We start from the raw sequence: 20142 nt of genomic DNA on the forward strand, positions 1-20142 counted from the left end.
CAAGCCGGGAGGAAAGCGATGGCGGAGTTCTGGGCCTGTTTCGTGCCCCTTTTCGTGGCCGTGGACGCGGTGGGCGTGCTGCCCATCTTCATAGGCTTCACCCAGGGCATGGGGCAAAGGGCGCTTGCGCCCCTGGTGGTGAAATCGGTGGTGTCGGCCACGGCCGTGGCCGGGCTGTTCGTGGCCTTCGGCGCGAAGCTCATGTCCATGCTGGGCATTACCGTGGCCGATTTCATGGTGGCGGGGGGAGTACTTCTTTTCGTGCTCTCGCTTTCGGACCTGGTGAGCGTGGGCGAGAGCCGCGAGCGCGTGAACCCCGAGGACCTGGGCGTGGTGCCCCTCGGGATACCGCTCATCGCGGGGCCCGCCGTGCTGACCACGGCCATGCTGCAAAGCGAGATCTACGGGGTCGCGCTGACCCTGGCGGCGCTCGCGGCCAACACGCTCATCGCCGGGTGCGTGTTCATGGCGGCCCGGCCGCTCAACCGGATGCTCGGGGTCACTGGGGCCAAGATAGTGTCCAAGATATCCAACCTGCTCCTGGCGGCCATCGCGGTGATGCTGGTGCGCAAGGGGGTGGTGGAGTTCATCTCCCAGGCCGGATGACGGGGCAGGGGAGGAGCCTGCCCGGGAAAAACGCCTAGCCGCTGAGCTTCCTGGCGGCCTGGGCCGCGACCTTGGCGGCCTGGGACATGTCCGGCTGCTGGGCGAGCGCGGCCTTGGCGTCGGCCAATGCCTCGGCCCACTGCCCGGCCTGGGCCTTGACCTGGGCGGACGCGGCCAGCACCAGCGGGGCCGGGGCCGATCTCTTCGCGGCGTCCCCGAGTATCTTGAGCCCGGTTTCCGCCTCGCCGCACTTGCCCACGGCCGTGACCAGCAGGTCGTAGGCCCTGGCGTTGCCCGGGCTCGTCTCGATGGCCCCCTTCAGGTATTCCAGGGCGGCCTTGTGCTGCCCCTTGTCCATGAGGCGCATGGCCAGCATGGGGAAGAGCCCGTCCTCGTCCACGCGCAGGGAAACGGCCTCGCGGAAGTTGCGCTGGGCCTCCAGGAGGTTGCCGTCGTCCAGGAGCTTCTGGCCCTTGAGGATGCACTGGTCGATCCTGAGCTTGCGCTCGCGCATCTGCTCGTAGCTCTCGCGCTCGAGGTCCTCCTGGACCTTCTTGTACAGGGCGGCCACGTACTGGAAGAGCTTGGCCTCCTCTCCCTTGAGGTAGGGCACGCCCTTGGGCGCGAACTTGAGCACGCGGGGGATCTTGCCCAGGTTGCCGAAGGCCTCCCGGAAGTGGCTCTCGATCTCCGCGCGGTCGGTGCCGGGCAGCTTCACGGCCACGAACCCCTTGAGGGCCGAGGCCAGGGTGGTCAGGCAGCGCAGGTCCTCCTTCTTGAGGTAGGACGCCTTGGAGCGCGCCAGGTCTTCCTTGATGGTCTTTGCGGTGATGTTCATGAGTCGGTGTCCCTTTCGCCCGGGCGGCAAACGGCCCCGGACGCGTAGCCGCCGTCAGTGCGCGCCCGCCCAGTCCCTGGCCACGCCGAGGTCGGCCACCACCGGGACGTCCAGGCTGACCACCCCGGTCATGAGTTCGACCAGCCGCTCGCCCGCTTGCTGGCCCGAAGCCGCCGGGACCTCCAGGACGAGTTCGTCGTGCACCTGGAGGATGAGCCTGGCCCCGAGCCCCTTGAGGGCCTTGTCGCCCGCCACGGCCAGCATGGCCATCTTGATGATGTCCGCCGCGCTGCCCTGGACCACGGTGTTCACCGCTTGGCGGCGGGCCTGGGCCTCCAACTGGGTGTTTCGCGAGTGGATGTCCGGCAGAAGCCTTCTGCGCCCGGCCAGGGTGGTCACGTAGCCCTTGTCCTTGGCCTGCTCCACCACGGTCTGGTAGTAGCGCTTGAGCCCTTGCATGCGCTCGAAATACTTGGCGATGAATTCCTTGGCTTCGTTCAGGCCCAGGCCAAGCTCGCGCCCGAGCTTCTGGGGGCCCATGCCGTAGAGCAGGCCGAAGTTGATGGTCTTGGCCTGGCGGCGCTCCTCGGAGGTGACCTGGGCCTGCTCCTTCTCGAAGAGCAGCGCCGCCGTGCGCCCGTGGATGTCCTGGCCCTGGCGGAAGGCCTCGATAAGCGCCTCGTCGCCGGAGAAGTGCGCCAGCACGCGCAGTTCGATCTGGGAGTAGTCCGCGCTGGCCAGCACGTTGCCCGGGGCGGCCGTGAAGAGCGCGCGCATGCGCTTGCCCAGCTCGCCGCGCACGGGGATGTTCTGGAGGTTGGGCGCGCTGGACGAGAGCCTGCCCGTGGCCGTGGAGAGCTGGTTGAAGGTGGTGTGGACGCGATCCTCGGCGTCGGCCAGGCCGGGCAGGGGCTCCAGGTAGGTGGAGCGCAGCTTTTCGAGCTTGCGGAATTCCAGGATGGAGTCCACCAGCGGGTGCTTGCCCGCGAGCTTCTCCAGCACCTCGGCCGACGTGGACGCGGCCCCGCCCGGGGTCTTACCCGGGGCTTTGAGGCCCAGCCGGTTGTAGAGCACGTCCGCCAGCTGCTGGCTGGAGCGGATGTTGAAGGCAGCGCCCGCCTCGGCGTGCATGCGCGCGGTCAACTCTTCGAGCTTGGCGTTGACCTCGGTCGCGAAGGCCGCGAAGGCCTGCTTGTCGATGCGGATGCCCGCGCGCTCCATGTCCACGAGCACCGGCACCAGCGGCAGCTCGAGTTCGCGGAGAAGCCCGGCCAGCCCGGCCTGTTCGAGCCTGGTGGCCAGCCTGCGCGCCAGGGCGAGGCAGGCGGGCCCCTCGGCGCGATCCGGGACCTCGTCCGGGTTGAACCCGGGGTCGGACCAGAGCGAATCCATGAGCCGCTCCCAGGAGTAGACGCGCTCCTCGGGGCTCAGAAGGTATGCGGCCAGGCTCAGGTCGAACCAGCGGCCCAGGGGCACGGCCGCCCAGGCCGGGTCCGAGGACAGGAGGTCCTTCACCGAGGGCGCGGCCAGGGTCTTGGCTCCGGCCAGGAGCGGGGCGAGTCCGGCGGGGTCGGCGTCCACGAACCAGTGCCGGTCCTGCGCGGCCACGTGAAAGCCGCCCTCGGCGGGAACCACGGCGGCCTGGACGCCCTGGAAGGAGGGCAGCTCCGAAAGCGGGGCGGCCTCTGGCCTGGCGTCCTCGCGGGCCGGGGCCTGGGGCCTGGGCGCGTCCCCGAAGAGCGAAAGCTGGAGGCCGGAGCCCGGCTTCTCGCTGGCGGCGGCGGGCTTGGCGGGCGCGGGCTGGCCCCCGTCGTCCTCCGGCAGTTCGCGCGCGAGCGAGCGCAGCTCAAAGGAGCCCAGGAACGCGGCGGCCTCGCTTTTGGGCGCGGGCTTCACGGCGAGGTCGTCCAGGGTCAGGCCTGGGGCGGCGTCCAGCTTCAGGCGCGTGAGCTCGCGGTAGACGAACAGGTCCTCCATGTGCGGCTCGATCTTCTTGCGCCAGGCGGGCTTGATCAGGGCCAGGCCCTCGCGCAGCTCCTCGAGGGTCGGGAACTGGGCCACGATCTCCGCGGCGGTCTTGGGGCCGACCCCGGGCACGCCCGGGATGTTGTCGCTGGAGTCGCCCATGAGGGCCTGGAAGTCGGGCCAGTGGGCCGGGCCGGGGGGGAATTCGGCCTGGAAGGCTTCCAGCGTAACTATTTTCTCCTGTTTTCCCGACGGGTCCCAGAGGAACACGCCCTTGTCCAGGCACTGGCGCAGGTCCTTGTCCGAGCCCACGATGACCACGGGGCGGCTGCCCTTGAAGCGCGCGGCCAGGCTGGCGATGGAGTCGTCGGCCTCCACGCCCTGCTCGACGAGCACGGGAAAGCCCAGGAGCTTCATGCCCTCGATGATGGGCGCGATCTGCTGGGCCAGGGGCTCGGGCATCTTTTCGCGCTGGGCCTTGTAGGCCGGGAAGAGGTCCGCCCTGAAGGAGGGGCCGCGCCCGTCCACCACGAAGGCGGCGTGGCGCGGGCGCATCTCGCGCAGGAGCCTGATCCCCAGGCGCAGCACGGAGAAAAGCGCGTTGGTGGGGAAGCCGTCGGAGCGGGTCATGTCCCCGAAGGCGTAGAACCCCCTGTATATGAAGGAAGAGCCGTCGATGAGGAAGACGGGCTCTTGGCCTGGGGGGAGGTGGTCCTTCAGGGGCATGGGGTCATCCTTTTTCAGGCCTTCTAGCCGTTTGGGGCCATGCCCGCAACCGTGTCGAGGGTCGAAAAAAGTGGTTGCATGGCCACTCCTGCTCTGCTAGAGAGGTCATCATCACAAACCCGGCTTCGTTCATCCGAAGAGTCCGGAAAACCCAGTCAACCAATGGCGCGTTGTTGGAGGTTACTATGTTAAAATGCATCAACATCGTTCTGCTGGCTTTTCTTGCTGCGGCTACCTACCATTTCAGACAAGAGACAGTTCGGTTGGAATCGACGATTTCACATTCGGAGAATGCACAAGCGCAGATGCGTCTGGAACTCGAGAAGGTGCGCGACGAGTCGAACCTGCTCCGGATGGTCGTCATGGCCAACCTGTCCAAGATCGCGGACCCCATCCCCAACAAGATGCTCACCGTCACTGCCTATACGTGCGAGGAACTCAGGGAATATCCCGGGCAGCAACTGCTCACGGCGTCTTCGTCGAAACCCCGGGAGGGAGGCATCGCGGTGTCGCGCGATCTTTTCGAGCAGGGATGGAACTTCGGCAAGAAGGTCTACATCAAGAATCATGGAGTTTTTGTAATCACGGACCTGATGGCCGACCGTAAAACAAAGTCGGTGGACATCTTCATGAGTGATCAGGACCGTGCCATACAGTTCGGGAAGAAGAGGATCGAGGTTGTGCTTCTCGACGTGTAGGTAAGCTAATCAATAGCCAGCAGAGTCGGGGGCATGGCCCCCGATTTTTTTTGCCCTTTCCAACAGTGGGGAACTTGGCTATACACCTCTCCGACATGGACGGTATCACCGCTCCTCAGGGAGGCATATTTTTATGATATTCCGCATAGTCGCCATCGCCCTGCTCGCCGTGGCGTCGGCTTGGCCCGCTTTCGCGCAGGAGCCCGTCTCCGGGATGGACCTCGAGAAATCGGTCCTGCGCGCCATCGAGGCCAATCCCCAGATCCAGTCTGCCAAGCGCCAGATCTACGGGGCCCAGCAGGGGGTGCGCGCCGCCACGGCCGCCTTTCTGCCCACTGGCACCGCCACGTATTACTCCCGCGCCACCAATACCAGGAGCGTCCAGAGCGTCAGCCAGGACCTCACCAGCTTCTACACCGCCGCCGGCGCCAATCCCGGCGCAGGCAGCGTCGTTCTGAGCGGCCAGAAGTTCGCCTGGGGCGACGCCTACATCGCCAACCTCGACCTGAACGTCAGCCAGCCCCTGTTCACGGGTTTCAGGCTGCTCTCGGGCTACCAGAAGGCCAAGCTGGCCCAGGACCAGGCCGACTCGCTCTACAAGCGAACCGAGCTGACCCTGATCCGCTCCGTGCAGACCGCCTTCCTGACGCTCCTCAAGTCCCGCGCGGACGTCAAGTCCAACGAGGACTCCGTGGCCCGCCTGGCCTCGCAGCTCAAGGTCACGCGCGCCTTCTACGACGTGGGCCTGCGCCCTCGCCTGGACGTGCTCCAGGCCGAGTCCGACCTGGCCAGCGCCGAGCAGTCGCTCCTGGCCGCCAGGAACTCCGTGGACATCCAGCTGGCCCAGCTCAACTCGCTTTTGAACATCCCCCTGGAGCAGCCGGTGGATTACGTGGGCGAGCTGGTCCAGGCCGCGTTCCTGCTGAGCCTCCAGCAGGCCCTGGACGAGGCCTACAAGCAGCGCCCTGACATCGCCATCGCGCTGAAAAGCGTGGAGATCGCCGAAAAGGACGCCACCATCGCGTTGAGCCCCATGCTCCCGCAGGTGCGGGCCGACTACGACTACGTGCGCCAGGGCGACAAGTACTGGCTGCGCGAGGAAAACGTGGCCTTCGCCGAGCGCCACCAGTTCCAGCTGACCTTCACTTGGAGGGCCTGGGACTGGGGCAACACCTACTTCACCTACCGCCAGGCGGGCGAGAACGTCAAAAAGCTTCAGGCCGACCTGGCCAGGCTGCGCCTGGACGTGGGCGCCGAGGTCAAGACGCAGTACCTGAACATCCAGGACGCGGCCAAGCGCATCGCCGTGGCCAAGGCGGGCCTCGCCGCGGCCAACGAGGGCTACCGCATGGCCGTGGCCCGCTACCAGGCCCAGGTGGGCACCAACACCGACGTGCTGGACGCCCAGGCGCGCGTCTCCCGGGCCGAGTTCCAGCTGACCCAGGCGCTGACCGACCACCAGATCGCCATCGCCAACCTCTACTATTCCATCGGGCGCAAGAACGCGAAGCTGGACGGCTAGGCAAGGCCGCCCAGGCAGGCATCCCCCGCCCCCCGGCCCCGCGCGGTTCGGGGGGCGTTCCCGTACGGCCCGCCCAGGCCCAGCGCCCAGGCGTCCCCGCGCCCATCCCGGAGACACCCCCATGGCAGACGACTCCTCCAAGGTCGACATGAGCGGCCGCGGCCGGCTCACCCGCATGGCCGACTTCCTCTTCGAGGTCAGCATGCTCAGGCGCACCCCGCGCACGGGCTACCAGTTCCTGGGCACGGGCGCGGAGAACGTGGCCGAGCACAGCTTCGGCACGGCCGTGATCGGCTACGCCCTGGCGGAGATGGCCGGGGCCGACGCGGCCAGGACTGTGCTTCTGTGCCTGTTCCACGACGTGCACGAGGCCCGCACCGGCGACTTCAACTACGTCAACAAGCTCTACAACACCCACGACGCCCGCCGCGCCCTGGCCGACGGCCTCAAGGGCACGGGTCTCTCCGGGGGCGTGCTCGCGCTGCACGACGAGCTCGAGGACGCGGGTTCGGTCGAGGCCATGCTCGCCCAGGACGCGGACCAATTGGACCTGATGGTCAACCTCAAGGAGCAGAAGGACCTGGGCAACCCCTACGCGGCCAAGTGGCTGGACTGCGCGCTGGAGCGGCTGCGCACGCCCCAGGGCCGGGAGCTGGCCATGGCCATCCTGGAGACCGACCACACCGACTGGTGGTTCCTCGGCCCCGACGCCTGCTGGTGGGAACGCAAGAACGGAAAGGGGTAGGACGTGCGCCTGGCGGTCATCTCGGATACGCACCTGGCCGAGCCCACGGAGCGCTTCAAGCGCTTCTTCGACCAACACCTCCTGCACGCGGACGCGCTGATCCACTGCGGCGACATCACCGGCTTCGCCGTCTACGAGTACCTCTCGCACAACCATCCCGCGTTTCACGGCGTGGCGGGCAACTGCTGCGACTGGCGGGTGGGGCAGGAGCTGCCCTCCATGCTCCGGCTCAACCTGGCCGGGCGGACCATCGGCGTGACCCACGGCTGGGGCGACAGGCCCTCGCTGCCAGCGCGCCTGCCCGAGGCCTTCGGCCCGGGCTTCGACCTGATCCTCTTCGGCCACACCCACCGCCAAACCAACATAGCCTTCGGCGACACCCTGGTGGTCAACCCCGGGGCGCTCTCCGGCGACAACCCGCGCATGGCCTTCATCGACCTCGGCGAGACGATCGAGGTGCGCTTCGCGAGCTTCCCCGGCGCGCTCTAGGCCCAAGGTGGTTGATCGCCCGGGCCCGCCGTGCTTTAAGAAAGCTTAGATCCATCCCCGTACAGACAAGGCCCGGCCCATGCCGGCATCTTGGAGGTCGTCATGACAGTGAAGGAAGCAATCGAGGCCAGGCGCTCCATCCGCAGGTTCACGGACCAGCCCGTGTCCAGGGAGCTTCTGCTCGAGCTCATCGAGGCGGCGAGGCTCTCGCCCTCCGGCTGCAACTCCCAGCCCTGGCGCTTCAGGCTGGTCACGGACAGGGCGGACATCGAATGGTTCGCGGGCGAGGCCACCAGCAAGCAGGGCTGGATCGCCAAGGCCGGGGCCGTGATCGTCTGCTGCGTGGACACGCGCGCCTACATGAAGGACTCGCGCGCCACCATCCGGGCCCTCCAGGAGGCCGGGATGGTCACGGACGAGTTCGCCGGGGAAGTGGAGAACCTCTACTTGCGGCCCGCGGAGTGCGGCCCGCCGGAGTTGCTCAAGGGCGCGGCCGGGCTCAACCTGGCCATCGCCATGACCTCCATGATGTACCGCGCCGTGGAACTGGGCCTGGGCTCCACCTGGGTCGGCCGCGTGGACGACGCCGCGACGCGCGGGCGCCTGGGCATCCCGGACGGGCTCGCCGTGATGGCGCTCCTGCCCGTGGGCTTCCCGGCCGAATCGCCCGCGTCCAGGCCGCGCAAGGGCATCGAGGAAATCCTGGTCTAGGGAGCTTGTGAAATCCCGAAGACCGGGCCGCCAGCGGAAGAAGGCGTCCCGGAAGACAGGGCCGCTTGTGCGCGGAGGGCTAGATGTTGCCCGCGCGCAGGCGGCTTTGTTCCTTGAGTTCGAGCACCCTGGCCAGGGCCTCGGCCTGGGTGTCCACGATGGGCAGGAGCCTGTTTAGGCGCGTGATCACGAAGACGCTCATGATGTCCTCGGACACGCCGCAGAGCACGCACGCGCCCTCGGTCTTGCGGCAGTAGAGCAGCACGCTCATCACGGCCTTCATGCCCACGGAGTCGATGAAGCCCACGCCCGAGAAGTCGATTACGAGCGCCCGGACGGGCTTGTAGGCCTCGATGATCTCCTCGGCCAGCTGGTCGGCGATGCGCGCCTCCAGCCTGGGGGCGTTTATTTTCACGACCGCCGCGCCGTTTTCTTTTCTTTCTTCGAGCAGCATTTCGGTGTATGGGTCCCGGTGTCTCTTGACCGGGAGGATGCACGCGGCCGGAAGTCCCGTCAAGGCGCGAGGTGCGCGCTTGACAAGCCGAGATTTTTTTCACAAAACATCCCCACGTGAATTTTTTATCATGGGCGAACCGCCGCGAACCGCGGCGGGCGCGTGGGCGGCCGCGGAGCGGCCAGGGCGGCTACTCGAAAAACCACACTATCCGTAAAGGAGAGGAAACGAACATGTCCAGACTGGTTCCCCCGCATGGTGGCAAAGGCCTCACCATTTGTCTGCTGGAAGGCGCCGAGCGCGAAGAGGCCATCAAGAAGGCCGCCACGCTGAAGAAAGTCGTGATCTCCCCCCGTGAGAAGGGCGACCTGATCATGATGGGCATCGGCGGCTTCTCGCCGATCACCTACTTCATGACCAAGGCCGACTGGAAGTCCGTCTGCGAAAACATGACCCTCACGGACGGAACCTTCTGGCCCGTTCCCGTCACCTGCTCCGTGTCCGCCGAGGACGCCGCCGCCATCAACGTCGGCCAGGAAATCGCCCTCGAGTCCCACAAGGGCGAGATGATGGCCATCATGACCGTCACCGAGAAGTACGCCCTCACCGAGGAAGAGAAGAAGTGGGAGTGCTACCAGGTGTTCAAGGGCGCCGGCCCCGACTCCGCCGACGACGTTTTCTGGGAGACCGCCCTGAAGGACCACCCCGGTGTCCAGATGGTCATGGGCCAGAAGCCCGTGTCCCTCGCCGGTCCCGTGAAGGTGCTCTCCGAGGGCGACTACCCCGTGAAGTACAAGGGCGTGTACAAGCGCCCCGCCGACCTGCGCGCCGAGATGGACGCCAAGGGCTGGTCCAAGGTTGCCGCCCTGCAGCTGCGCAACCCCATGCACCGCTCCCACGAGTTCCTGGCCAAGATCGCCGTTGAAGTGTGCGACGGCGTGGTCATCCACTCCCTGATCGGCAACCTGAAGCCCGGCGACATCCCGGCCGAAGTGCGCGTGCGCGCCATCGATACCCTGGTCGAGCACTACTTCGTGAAGGACCACGTGATCCAGGCCGGCTACCCCCTGGACATGCGCTACGCCGGTCCCCGCGAAGGCCTGCTGCACGCCACCTTCCGCCAGAACTTCGGCATCAACAACATGATCATCGGCCGTGACCACGCCGGCGTCGGCGACTTCTACGGCATGTTCGAGGCCCAGGAGATCTTCAAGCGCATCCCGTACTCGACCCCCGAGGCCGCTTGCGCCGTCGAGCCCGGCAAGGCCCTGCTCTGCGAGAACATGAACATCGACTGGACCTTCTACTGCTTCAAGTGCGACGGCATGGCCTCCCTGCGCACCTGCCCGCACACCAAGGAAGACCGCGTCATCCTGTCCGGCACCAAGCTGCGCAAGATGCTCTCCGAGGGCGAGGCGATCCCGGATCACTTCGGCCGCGACGAGTGCCTGGTCATCCTGCGCGAGTACTATGAAGGCCTGACCGAGAAGGTCGAGGTCAAGATGCAGCGCGCCGCCTCCGGCGAGCACGCCAAGCAGAAGTAGTTGATCCCGGCGCATGCCGGTATCCGGGGAGGCGCCGCAGGGCGCCTCCCTTTTTCTTTACCGGGCCGAAAGCCCGGCGACCTCCATCCCACCCAGAGGTGTTGCCATGCAGGACGAAATCGAGGCCATCAGGCGCGAAATCGAGGAGTACAAGGCCAGGCAGGCCGAAGTGCAGGCCCGCATCCGCGCCCTCCAGGCCGAGGAAGACCCCACGGCGGGGGTGTTCAAGGCCGAGGAGATCCACGAGGCCAAGCAGGAGAAGCTGCGCCTGGACTTCGAGATCCAGTACCGCAACGCCAAGATCAACAGGCTGCGGTTCGGCGGGGAGTAGCGCGGGGCGGCCCGTTCCGCAGGGCGAACTTGACATCTTTCGCAAAGCCGGGGCACATGGCCCAACTTTCACGAACACGAGGACCATCATGGGCAAGAACATCACCCAGAAGATCATTTCCGCCCACCTGCTGAGCGGCAAGATGAAGCCCGGCGCGGAGATCGGGCTGCGGATCGACCAGACCCTCACCCAGGACGCCACCGGCACCATGGCCTGGCTTCAGTTCGAGGCCATGGGCGTGCCGAAGGTCAAGACCGAGCTGTCCGTGAGCTACGTGGACCACAACACCATGCAGCAGGGCTTCCGCAACCCCGACGACCACCAGTTCCTGCGCACCGTGGCCGCCAAGTGCGGCGCGGTCTACTCCCCCCCCGGCACGGGCATCTGCCACCAGCTGCACCTGGAAAACTTCGCCAAGCCCGGCAAGACGCTCATCGGCTCCGACTCCCACACCCCCACCGCGGGCGGCGTGGGCAGCCTCTCCATGGGCGCGGGCGGGCTCTCCGTGGCCCTGGCCATGGCGGGCGAGCCCTACTACATCACCATGCCCAAGGTGGTGAAGGTCCAGCTCGAGGGAGAGCTGACCGGCTGGGCCACGGCCAAGGACATCATCCTGCACCTGCTCGGCCTGCTCACCGTGAAGGGCGGCGTGGGCAAGGTGTTCGAGTACGCCGGGCCCGGCGTGGCCACCCTGTCCGTGCCCGAGCGCGCCACCATCACCAACATGGGCGCGGAGCTCGGAGCCACCGGCTCGCTCTTCCCCTCCGACGCGGTGACCAAGAAGTTCCTGGCCGCCATGGGCCGCCCCGAGGACTACGTCCCCCTGAAGGCCGACCCTTCCGCCGCCTACGACGAGGTCATCGTCATCGACCTCTCCAAGCTCGAGCCCATGGCCGCGCAGCCGCACATGCCCGACCGCGCCGCCACCATCAAGAGCCTGGCGGGACTCAAGGTGGACCAGGCCGCCATCGGCTCCTGCACCAACTCCTCCTACTCCGACCTGAAGACCGTGGCCCTGATGCTGAAGGACAAGCGCATCAAGCCCGAGACCGACCTGCTCATCGCCCCGGGCTCCAAGCAGGTGGTGAAGATGCTGGCCGCCGAGAACCTGATCGAGCCGCTCATGGACGCTGGCGCGCGCATGCTCGAATGCGCCTGCGGCCCCTGCATCGGCATCGGCGGCTCGCCCACCTCGGGCGGAGTCTCGGCGCGGACCTTCAACCGCAACTTCGAGGGCAGAAGCGGCACCCAGGACGCCAAGGTCTACCTGGTCAGCCCGCAGACCGCCGCCATGGCGGCCCTCACCGGCGAGTTCACCGACCCGGCCACCTGGGGCACGCCCCCGGCCAAGGTGGCCATGCCCAGGAAGGTGCCCTCCATCCGCCAGCTCTTCGTGTTCCCGCCCGAGGACGGCTCCGGCGTGGAGGTGCGTCGCGGCCCCAACATCGTGGCCCTGGAGCGCTTCGGCAAGGTGGCCGACACCGTTTCGGCCAAGGTGGCCCTCAAGGTCGGCGACGACATCACCACGGACCACATCCTGCCCGGCGGCTCCCAGGTCATGAGCCTGCGCTCCAACATCCCGGCCATCTCCGAGCACGTGTTCATCAACGTGGACAAGGGCTTCGTGCCCCGCATCAAGGAGCTGGGCGGCGGCGTGATCGTGGGCGGCGAGAACTACGGGCAGGGCTCCTCGCGCGAGCACGCGGCCCTGGCCCCCAGGCACCTGGGCGTGAAGGCCGTGATCGTGAAGAGCCTGGCCCGCATCCACCGCGCCAACCTGGTCAACTTCGGCATCCTGCCGCTTCTCTTCGTGGACAAGGCCGACTACGACCTGCTGGCCCAGGGCGCGGAGATCGTCATTCCCGGCGCCAAGATCAAGCCCGGCAAGCCCGTGGCCGCCCTGGTGGACGGCAAGACCAAGGTCGAACTCACAAATGATTTGACCGCGAAGGAGCTGGACATTATTTTGGCCGGCGGTCTGCTCAACGCCGTGGGCAGCCGTTAAGATCCAAGCGACAGCATCCGGCGGCCGGGGAGACCAGTCCCCGGCCGCCGTTTTTCGCAAAGCCAAGGCCAAGTTTCCCAAGGAGCTCCCAGACATGTTGGATATCCTCCGGCAGCATTCCCAATCCTGGGCCGTCAAGGCCATCTTCGGCGTGATCATCGCCGTGTTCGTGTTCTTCGGTGTCTACTCGTTCCAGGACCACCGCCCCGGCGGCGGCGTGGTGGCCTACGTGGGCGACACGCCCATCCTGGCCAAGGACTTCTACGCCGAATACGAAGGCTCGCTGCGCCAAGCCCAGGCGCAGAACCCTTCGCTCAGCAAGGAGGACCTGGAGCGCTTCGGCTTCAAGTCCCAGGTGCTCATGCAGATGGTCGGGCGCGTGCTCATGTTCGACCAGGCCGCCAAGCTCGGCGTCGCGGTCTCGGACAAGGAGCTCCAGACCGAGGTCGCCCGCGTGCCCGCCTTCCAGAACGAGCAGGGCAAGTTCGACTACGAGCTCTACAAGGAGAAGCTGCGCTCCATCGGCCTGCTTCCCGAGACCTTCGAGGCCGACCAGAAGAAGAGCCTGCTCTACGAGAAGATGGTCATCTACTCGATCCTGCCCACCTGGGTCACCCCGGCCGAGGTGCGCTCCGTGTACGACTTCTCCCAGGAGAAGGCCGTGCTCGACTACATCGACTTCTCCGCCCGCGAATTCGCCTCCCAGGTCAGCGTGACCGACGAGCGCGTCAAGCAGGCCTACGAGTCCGGCAAGGACAAGTACAAGCGCCCGGCCGAGGTGAAGATCGAATACCTCGAGATCACCCCGGCGGCCCTGGCCGACCCCAAGCTCGTCTCCGACCAGGAGGCCAAGGCCAACTACGACGCCAATCCCGACAAGTTCAAGCACCCGGACATGGTCAAGGCCAATCACCTGCTGGTGCTCCTGCCCCAGGACGCCAAGGACGCCGACGTGAAGGCCGCCGAGAAGCGCCTGGCCGAACTGGCCGCCAGGCTGCGTAAGGGCGAGGCCGTGGAGAAGGTCCTGGACGTGAAGGGCGAGCCCGCCGTCACCGGCGGCGACCTGGGCTGGTTCGGCAAGGGCACCATGGTGCCCGAGTTCGAGGAGGCCGCGTTCGCCCTGAAGAAGGGTGAGGTCTCCGGCACCGTGCGCACCCAGTACGGCCTGCACGTGATCCAGGTGGTGGACAAGAAGCCCGCGGGCGTCACCCCCTTCGAGGAAGCCAAGGACGACATCAAGCGCGAAATGGCCGAAGAGAAGGCCGCCGAGGTCATGGGCAAGGCCGTTGACCAGATGCTCGAGGAACTCGTCGGCGGGGCGGACATGGCCAAGCTGGCCCAGGCCAAGGGCCTGGACGCCAGGACCACCGATTTCTTCAACCGCCAGCGCCCCCCGCTGGACCTGAACCTCGCCCCCGAGGGCCTGGGCCAGATATTCTCCACCGAGAAGGGCAAGGCCGTTCCCCAGGCCCTGTCCGCTGGCGACGGCTACGTGCTCGCCCGCGTGGTGGACGCCAACCCCGAGCGCATCCCCGCGCTCGAGGAAGTGGCCGCCACGGTCAAGGCCGACCTCGTGGCCGAGGAGTCCATGAAGCTGGCCGAGGCCAAGGCCAAGGAAGTCGCCGAGCTGATCAAGACCCCCGAGGGCCAGGCCAAGGCGCTCGAGCAGTACAAGGACAAGCTGAAGACCTCTGCCCCCTTCACCCGTCAGGGCGCGATCCAGGGGCTCGGACAGGCCCCGGCCCTGAGCGAGGCCGCGTTCGCCCAGAAGGCCCCGGCGTGGCTCCAGGGCTCCTACGCCGTGGCCAGCGGCTTCGTTGTGGCCAAGCTCAAGGAGCGCAGCTTCCCCAGCGAGGAGCAGTGGCAGCGCGACAAGGCCAAGATCATGGCCCAGGCCGAACCCTTCCAGCAGGAACAGATGCTGCGCGGCTTCATGCAGTACCTCTGGGAAAAGAACCCCGTGAAGATCATCGACAAGGACCTCGCCGCCAAGGCGAACCTGCCCGGCGGCGGCGCGGCCAACTAGGCCACGCGTCCACACGCAAGAGCGAGCCCCCTTCCGGATGATCCGGGAGGGGGCTTTTTTGTGCTCCTCCGTCGAGCTGGGAAGATCGGGGAGGCACTCCCCCTTGCGGGTCCGGGGCGGAGCCCTGCAGGTGCAGGACGGGGTCCTGCCGGGGAGCGGGGCAGCGCCCCGCCGCTACTTGCGCCAGATGTCGCGTTCGCTCTCCGGCAGGAGGTGAAGGTAGGGCTCCATGGCCTTGGGGCCGCCGCGCTTGTGCAGCAGGAAGAGCAGGTTGGGCAGCACCTCGGGCACGCGGAAGCCCTGGTCGACGAGTTGCCTGAAGAGGGCTTCGGCCTGGTCCTCCCGGCCTTGCCGCCAGAGGGTGTAGGCCTTGCCGAGCAGGGCCTCCTGGGCCACCAGGGCGTCGGGCGATCCGGAGGCCTTTTCGAAGGCGGCCAGGGCTGCCTCGGTCTGGCCCGCGTTCAGCTTCTCCCAGCCCGTGGCGAGGGTGTCGAGCTCCAGGGAGGGCGCTGGCGGGGCGGTCTTCTCCAGCCTGAGCCTGGGTTTGGGACTGGGCGGAGGGGCTGCGTCGAAGCCTTCGGACGTGCGTTCAACGCTTGGGCCGGGCTCCATGGGGCCGCGCGTCACGCGCGCGTCCTGGGCCTGGCGCGCGGCCGGGTCGGGCATGGGCTGCTGCTCGACCCGGGCGGCGAGCCCAGGGGCGGGCGGCAAAAGCGACGCCGCCAGCAGGCACGACGCGCACAGCGCGGAGAAGCGCCCGTGGCGAAGGTCACGCTGGCGGCGAGGCCTGGCCATGGTCACGGACCCTTACTGCCTCTTGGCCCGGAGCGCCCTCAGCGCGCGGTAAGCAGCGAAGGAGAACACCAGCAGGAGTCCCGCCACCACGCCGAGCGCGGTCCAGGGGTAGGAGTTCACCAGCACGGTGAGCCACGGGAACGCCCCGATCTTGCCGATGTAGTAGCTCTCGCCCGCCTGGAGCGAGGAGACCTTGGGCTCGGCCGAGGCCAGGTCCACCATGGCCAGGTCGCCGCTCACGCGCGAGCGCACGGCGGGCTCCCAGAGCCTGCCGGCAAGCGCGGCCACGTCCTGGGGCGTGGAGCCGGTGAACAGGGTCGTGGTGGAGTCCGTGCTGCCCGGGGTCTTGAACTGCGCGAGCACGCCCTTGCCCGGCGAGATGGCCGCGCCGGAGCGCACGTCGGCCCAGAGGTGGCTGGCCACGTCGGCGTGCTTGCGCTGCTTCTCCCAGAGGAAGGGCAGGTAGAGCGACCACAGCGGGGCCTTGTGCGCGGCCGCGTCGTCGCCCTGGGCCTTGGGCCTTTGCATCTGCGGGTAGGGCCTGGGGCCGTCCGGCAGGAGCGAGAAGGGCGCGGCCTTGACCAGGGCGGGGGGCAGGGCGTCCACGGGGCCCACGGCGATCACGTTGCCCTCGGCCCCTGGCCCGAAACTGACGGACAGGCCCAGCGGGGGCAGGCCGGTGCGCTGGCTGGCCTGTGCGGCCAGGTTCACGGCGGCCGAGACGGTGTCCGGGTTCTTGTCGCCAAGGAGCAGGGTGGTGGCGCGCATGTCGGGCCAGAGTCCGTAGGGGAAGGAGTCCTGGTGGAAGAGGGTCAGGTCCGGCAGCTTGGCCCAGAGCGGGATGTCCGGGAAGGTCAGGGTCGAGTCGTCGTAGAGGGTCATGAGCAGGTTTTCGGACTGGAAATACTCGCAGGTGCGCGCCTTGAGCGGGGTGAGCACCGGCCTCAGCGTGATGGTGTTCGCGCCCTTCTTCATGGCGTAGAGCGGCAGGTTGATGCGGTAGTCCAGATAGGTGCCGCCCTTGACGTTGTCGAAGTGCACGCCGCCCACGTAGATGCCGTTGATGCTCACCGTGAGCACCGAGTCCTCGCGCATGCCCGGGGCGTAGGCCACGTGCAGGGAGAGGGTCACGTAGCTGTTGGGGTTGAGCTCGAGCCCCGAGGGGAAGGTGAAGGAGAGGTCGATGGGCGGGGCCTGGGCGGAGTCGGCCCGGATGGTCTTGGTGAAGTAGCCCAGGGAGCGCAGGGTGTATTCCTTGTCGCGGCTTATGTTCTTGGCCGCCTCGAGCATGTCGGGCGCGGGGTCCGCCACCTGGGAGATGTCGGCCTCGGGCGTGTCCGGGAAGGGGAAGGAGAGGTAGCTGAAGGCGCGTACGGCCTTGTCCACGCCCTCGGGGGAGCCGCTGAGCAGCACGATGGCGGTCCTGGGGTCGGGCGTGTCCGGCTTGCCCGGGGTGAGGCCAGGCAGCACGGCTACGGTGGCGTCGCCGATCTTCGGCGCGCGCTGGCCCAGGAGTTTCCTGGCGAACTCGGCCCCGCCCACGACGATGTTGTCCATGCCCGGGACGATCTCTGTGGAGACGCGCGTCCTGGCGGCCTGGTAGTCCAGGCGCAGGGCCGCCCCGGAGGCGGCCAAGGCGGCCTGGCGCACGGCGGCCTCGGAGAACTCGGGCACCACGATGTTCACGTCCGCGCCGAGGAACATGCGCGGGTCGAACAGGAAGTCGGCCACGGCCGAGAGCTTGCGGGGCACGGGCCTGGGTTCGTAGACGATCTCGATGGTGGCGGTGTCGAGCTCCAGGGTGGTCCACAGCGAGGGGTGGGTGGGGTTCTCGCAGAACTCCTCGGTGTAGCTCTGGGCCACGCTGAAGGTGCATTCGTTGTAGCCCGGCGCGAGCAGGTTGCCGGGGATGGGCAGCTCGACCTTGCCCTTGGGCGACTCGGGGCGCAGTTCGATCTGCCCGAGCACGCGCCCGCCCACCAGGAAGCTCAGGCGCGAGAGCCTGGCCACCAGCGAGGAGGAGTTGACGTAGCCGAAGCTCAAGGACGCGCTCTTGACGTCCCAGCGCTCGGGCACGGGGAGGGTGAAGGTGCTCCAGGCCTTGGCCCCTGTCAGGGTGGTGTTGCGCACGGGGGAGAGGCTCGAAAGGGGCAGCTTGACCCGGTAGGTGCCGTTCTCCAGCCGTTCGGGCGCGGGCATGGCCGCGCTTTTCGCGGCCGGGGCCTGCGCGGGCTGGGGCTGCTGCGCGGCGTGGGCCAGGCCGAAGCAAAGGACGAGGAGGGCCGAGGCGAGAAGCGCTCTGCGGATCATCTGTATCTCCTTTCGGGCGGGGGGAGCAGGAACCGGACCGCGCGCAGGGCCGCGGACGCCACCATGCGCCGCATCACGGCCGCGATGCCCTGGATGTTCTGCACCGTTCCGGTGAAGCTCTTGTGGATCAGGTAGTAGAGGCCGGTCAGCAGGCCGATGCGCCTGTTGTAGATGCTCTTGGCGAAATTCTCGAAGCGCGCGGAGTCGCCGTGCACGTAGCCCACCACCTGGGCCATGGCCGCGTCGTCGGGGATGATGAACTGCGCGCCCACGTAGAACATGCCCTTGTACGGGAAGATGCGCTCCACGCGCAGGCGGAAGTCGTAGCGCTTGCCGTAGGAGTCCACGGCCTGCGCGCCGAGCTTCTGGCCCAGGCGGTAGTTTTCCGCCGAGGGCACGAGCACGCCCAGGCCGAGAAGCGACAGGTCGTAGAGGGCGGTGGGCGTCCAGTCGTCCGAGCCGGGCTCGGCGAGCATCACCAGGCCCTTGGAGCGGAAGCGGTGGAAGCGCCTGATCTGGCGCTTCTCCCAGACCACGCCCAGGCAGAGCATGAGCATCATCAGGTTGAAGGCGTTCCACGTGACGGTGATGATGATTGCGTCCTGCTCCATGGGGTAGGCCGTCCACCTGTAGACGCCCATGAGGAAGGCCGCGATGCAGATGACGAGCATGAAATAGAACGGGGCGGAGAGGTGGCTCAAGAAGTCGCGCTCCAGGGCGACGCCCTTGGGCGTGACCTTGAAGCTCGGCTTGCGCGGGTTCATGGCCACGGCCGCGATTGCCGGGAGCAGGTAGAAGCTCTGGATCGTCTCGAAGAGCTCCGAGAAGAACGGATGGCGCACCTGTCCGAAGAGGTTGTTCGATATCACGTAGCTGGCCACGAGGTGCGGCATGGCGTAGGCCAGAATCTGGCTCATGGACGCGTTGTAGATGCGCACGCCCATGCACAGATAGAGGAACGGCGAGATGAAGAAGAAGAAACGCGCGACGCCGAAGAACCAGAAGAAGCAGGAGTTGAAGTAGCAGAGCTTCTGCGTGAGGCTCAACCCCTTTTGCAGGAGCGGGTTCTTGAGCAGGAATATCTGGGTCATGCCCTGGGCCCAGCGCGAGCGCTGGAGGATGAAGTCCGCGAAGGTTTCGGGCGAGAGCCCGGAGATCATGGGCTTGTTCAGGTAGACCGAGTTGTAGCCCTTGGCGTGCAGGCCCAGGGCCGTCTCGGCGTCCTCGGTGATGGTCTCGCCCGAGATGCCCCCCTGGGCCGTGAGGAACTCCCGGCGCAGTATGGCGGCCGAGCCGCAGAAGAACGAGGAGTTCCAGAAGTCCAGGCCCAGCTGCACCGCGCCGTAGAACATCTCGTTCTCGCCCGGGGAGTCCTGGGCGGTCTGGAGGTTCTTCTCCACGGGCGTGGGGTTCAGGAAGTAGTGCGGGGTCTGCACCAGGAAGAGCTTTGGGTCCTTGAGGAAGAACCCGGCCGTGTTCTTCACGATGTCGCGCGTGGGCACGTGGTCGCAGTCCAGCACGAGGATGAGCTCGCCCGTGGTCCTGACCGGGGTCTCGAGGCTGGCGTAGGCGCGGCCGTCCCAGTCCACGAGCACGTCGCCGAAGGAGTTGCCCATGATGGCCGAGTTGATGTTCCCGGCCTTGGCCTTCTGGTTGTACTTGCGCGTCAGGTAGCGAAGCCCCAGGTCCTCGCACATCTGGCGGATGCGCCGGGAGCGGTCCTGGGCCTCCCAGGCCATCTCGGGGTCGGGGTTGTTCTGCTTGGCCAGGGTGCCGCCGTCGTCCAGGACGTAGACCGTGATCTTGTCCTTGGGGTAGTCGATGAGCGAGCAGGCCGTTGCCGTGAGGAAGACCACGTCGTCGGGCTCGTTGTAGGTGGGGATGAACACGTCCACCGTGGGCCAGAGCGACTGGTCCTGGGGCAGGGGCACGGGCTGCCTTCTCATGCGCCAGACGTTCACGAACATGCCCAGCAGGTGGATTGTGATCCCGTAGAGCTCCGAAAGGTAGAGGAGCATCATGAACACGAAGTCCATCGGGCCGGTGAAGAACACCGTCTCCGTGGTGCGGAACACCAGGTAGCGAAGCGAGATGAACGCGCCCACCGAGAGGAAGAGAATACGGAAGACCATGCCCATGCGGTGCTCCACCAGGCTCATCAGGTAGAGCGCGCCGAGGAGCATCCAGCCAAGCGCCTGCTGGTGCTCGAGCGTCAGGTGCAGCCCGGAGGAGAACACGGCCAGCGCCGCGGTGGCTGCCATGGCCGCCGCGGTGAGCCGTCCGGCTTGGGCGCTGGAGTCGTAGCGGGCTTCGTCCATGGAAAGTGACAGTTATAGATGGAAAATCGGGGAAAAGATGCAATGACATATGTCCCCCT

The 20142-nt window shown here is 67.1% G+C and carries 16 protein-coding genes; 10 read left to right on the forward strand and 6 right to left on the reverse strand.

The window, feature by feature from the left end; genetic code table 11:
• Window positions 1–18: 18 nt before the first annotated feature.
• A complete protein-coding gene (locus ACZ5V4_RS13025; protein WP_464315292.1) occupies window positions 19–606 on the forward strand; it encodes a MarC family protein in 588 nt (195 codons plus the stop codon).
• A gap of 34 nt (window positions 607–640) precedes the next feature.
• On the opposite strand, the gene ACZ5V4_RS13030 is transcribed toward ACZ5V4_RS13025, so the two are convergent.
• Together ACZ5V4_RS13030 and polA are read right to left on the reverse strand one after the other, a co-directional pair.
• The gene (locus ACZ5V4_RS13030) at window positions 641–1444 is read right to left on the reverse strand and encodes a tetratricopeptide repeat protein (protein ID WP_464315293.1); all 804 of its coding nucleotides are present in this window, start codon (window positions 1442–1444) and stop codon (window positions 641–643) included.
• A 54-nt stretch (window positions 1445–1498) separates the two neighbouring features.
• Window positions 1499–4135 carry a DNA polymerase I gene (gene polA / locus ACZ5V4_RS13035; protein WP_464315294.1) on the reverse strand — a complete coding sequence of 879 codons (2637 nt, stop codon included), beginning with the start codon at window positions 4133–4135 and terminating at the stop codon, window positions 1499–1501.
• Window positions 4136–4320: 185 nt separating this feature from the next.
• On the opposite strand from polA, the gene ACZ5V4_RS13040 reads away from it, so the two are divergent.
• The 5 genes from ACZ5V4_RS13040 to ACZ5V4_RS13060 all read left to right on the forward strand — a co-directional run bounded on the left by ACZ5V4_RS13040 (window position 4321) and on the right by ACZ5V4_RS13060 (window position 8300).
• Window positions 4321–4833, forward strand: coding sequence for a 3D domain-containing protein (locus ACZ5V4_RS13040; RefSeq protein ID WP_464315295.1), 513 nt, complete (start codon window positions 4321–4323; stop codon window positions 4831–4833).
• 133 nt (window positions 4834–4966) lie between these two features.
• Window positions 4967–6355: a TolC family protein gene (locus ACZ5V4_RS13045; protein ID WP_464315296.1), complete on the forward strand. Its 1389-nt coding sequence runs from the start codon at window positions 4967–4969 to the stop codon at window positions 6353–6355.
• Window positions 6356–6476: 121 nt separating this feature from the next.
• Entirely contained in the window at window positions 6477–7100 is a 624-nt protein-coding gene (locus tag ACZ5V4_RS13050) for an HD domain-containing protein (protein WP_464315297.1), read from the forward strand.
• A 3-nt stretch (window positions 7101–7103) separates the two neighbouring features.
• Entirely contained in the window at window positions 7104–7589 is a 486-nt protein-coding gene (locus ACZ5V4_RS13055) for a metallophosphoesterase family protein (protein ID WP_464315298.1), read from the forward strand.
• Between the two features lie 102 nt (window positions 7590–7691).
• Entirely contained in the window at window positions 7692–8300 is a 609-nt protein-coding gene (locus tag ACZ5V4_RS13060; protein ID WP_464315299.1) for a nitroreductase family protein, read from the forward strand.
• A gap of 79 nt (window positions 8301–8379) precedes the next feature.
• Here the strand turns inward: ACZ5V4_RS13060 and ACZ5V4_RS13065 are convergent, their stop codons facing one another.
• Complete coding sequence (locus ACZ5V4_RS13065) at window positions 8380–8715, reverse strand: STAS domain-containing protein (RefSeq protein ID WP_464315300.1); 336 nt, start codon at window positions 8713–8715, stop codon at window positions 8380–8382.
• A 272-nt stretch (window positions 8716–8987) separates the two neighbouring features.
• On the opposite strand from ACZ5V4_RS13065, the gene sat reads away from it, so the two are divergent.
• From sat to ACZ5V4_RS13085, 4 genes are all read left to right on the forward strand, one after another.
• A complete protein-coding gene (sat, locus tag ACZ5V4_RS13070) occupies window positions 8988–10298 on the forward strand; it encodes a sulfate adenylyltransferase (protein WP_464315301.1) in 1311 nt (436 codons plus the stop codon).
• A gap of 106 nt (window positions 10299–10404) precedes the next feature.
• Window positions 10405–10629, forward strand: coding sequence for a hypothetical protein (locus tag ACZ5V4_RS13075; protein ID WP_464315302.1), 225 nt, complete (start codon window positions 10405–10407; stop codon window positions 10627–10629).
• An 88-nt stretch (window positions 10630–10717) separates the two neighbouring features.
• Complete coding sequence (locus ACZ5V4_RS13080) at window positions 10718–12634, forward strand: aconitate hydratase (RefSeq protein ID WP_464315303.1); 1917 nt, start codon at window positions 10718–10720, stop codon at window positions 12632–12634.
• Between the two features lie 94 nt (window positions 12635–12728).
• Window positions 12729–14660 carry a peptidylprolyl isomerase gene (locus ACZ5V4_RS13085; RefSeq protein WP_464315304.1) on the forward strand — a complete coding sequence of 644 codons (1932 nt, stop codon included), beginning with the start codon at window positions 12729–12731 and terminating at the stop codon, window positions 14658–14660.
• A gap of 174 nt (window positions 14661–14834) precedes the next feature.
• Here ACZ5V4_RS13085 and ACZ5V4_RS13090 read toward each other — a convergent pair whose 3' ends face one another.
• From ACZ5V4_RS13090 to ACZ5V4_RS13100, 3 genes are read right to left on the reverse strand one after another with little or no spacing between them, the layout of a single operon-like run.
• Complete coding sequence (locus tag ACZ5V4_RS13090) at window positions 14835–15455, reverse strand: tetratricopeptide repeat protein (protein WP_464315305.1); 621 nt, start codon at window positions 15453–15455, stop codon at window positions 14835–14837.
• Between the two features lie 12 nt (window positions 15456–15467).
• Entirely contained in the window at window positions 15468–17765 is a 2298-nt protein-coding gene (locus ACZ5V4_RS13095; RefSeq protein WP_464315306.1) for a cellulose biosynthesis cyclic di-GMP-binding regulatory protein BcsB, read from the reverse strand.
• Entirely contained in the window at window positions 17762–20083 is a 2322-nt protein-coding gene (locus tag ACZ5V4_RS13100) for a glycosyltransferase family 2 protein (protein ID WP_464315307.1), read from the reverse strand. Before ACZ5V4_RS13100 ends, ACZ5V4_RS13095 begins: the two co-directional genes overlap by 4 nt.
• Between the last annotated feature and the right edge of the window lie 59 nt (window positions 20084–20142).

The sequence above is a fragment of the Fundidesulfovibrio sp. YSD1 genome (assembly GCF_055397115.1).

Bases quoted from the DNA above. Each gene is read 5' to 3' on its own strand.
- ACZ5V4_RS13025 (WP_464315292.1), top strand. From the start codon at position 19: ATGGCGGAGTTCTGGGCCTGTTTCGTGCCCCTTTTCGTGGCCGTGGAC.
- ACZ5V4_RS13030 (WP_464315293.1), bottom strand. From the start codon at position 1,444: ATGAACATCACCGCAAAGACCATCAAGGAAGACCTGGCGCGCTCCAAG.
- polA (WP_464315294.1), bottom strand. From the start codon at position 4,135: ATGCCCCTGAAGGACCACCTCCCCCCAGGCCAAGAGCCCGTCTTCCTC.
- ACZ5V4_RS13040 (WP_464315295.1), top strand. From the start codon at position 4,321: ATGTTAAAATGCATCAACATCGTTCTGCTGGCTTTTCTTGCTGCGGCT.
- ACZ5V4_RS13045 (WP_464315296.1), top strand. From the start codon at position 4,967: ATGATATTCCGCATAGTCGCCATCGCCCTGCTCGCCGTGGCGTCGGCT.
- ACZ5V4_RS13050 (WP_464315297.1), top strand. From the start codon at position 6,477: ATGGCAGACGACTCCTCCAAGGTCGACATGAGCGGCCGCGGCCGGCTC.
- ACZ5V4_RS13060 (WP_464315299.1), top strand. From the start codon at position 7,692: ATGACAGTGAAGGAAGCAATCGAGGCCAGGCGCTCCATCCGCAGGTTC.
- sat (WP_464315301.1), top strand. From the start codon at position 8,988: ATGTCCAGACTGGTTCCCCCGCATGGTGGCAAAGGCCTCACCATTTGT.
- ACZ5V4_RS13075 (WP_464315302.1), top strand. From the start codon at position 10,405: ATGCAGGACGAAATCGAGGCCATCAGGCGCGAAATCGAGGAGTACAAG.
- ACZ5V4_RS13080 (WP_464315303.1), top strand. From the start codon at position 10,718: ATGGGCAAGAACATCACCCAGAAGATCATTTCCGCCCACCTGCTGAGC.
- ACZ5V4_RS13085 (WP_464315304.1), top strand. From the start codon at position 12,729: ATGTTGGATATCCTCCGGCAGCATTCCCAATCCTGGGCCGTCAAGGCC.
- ACZ5V4_RS13090 (WP_464315305.1), bottom strand. From the start codon at position 15,455: ATGGCCAGGCCTCGCCGCCAGCGTGACCTTCGCCACGGGCGCTTCTCC.
- ACZ5V4_RS13095 (WP_464315306.1), bottom strand. From the start codon at position 17,765: ATGATCCGCAGAGCGCTTCTCGCCTCGGCCCTCCTCGTCCTTTGCTTC.
- ACZ5V4_RS13100 (WP_464315307.1), bottom strand. From the start codon at position 20,083: ATGGACGAAGCCCGCTACGACTCCAGCGCCCAAGCCGGACGGCTCACC.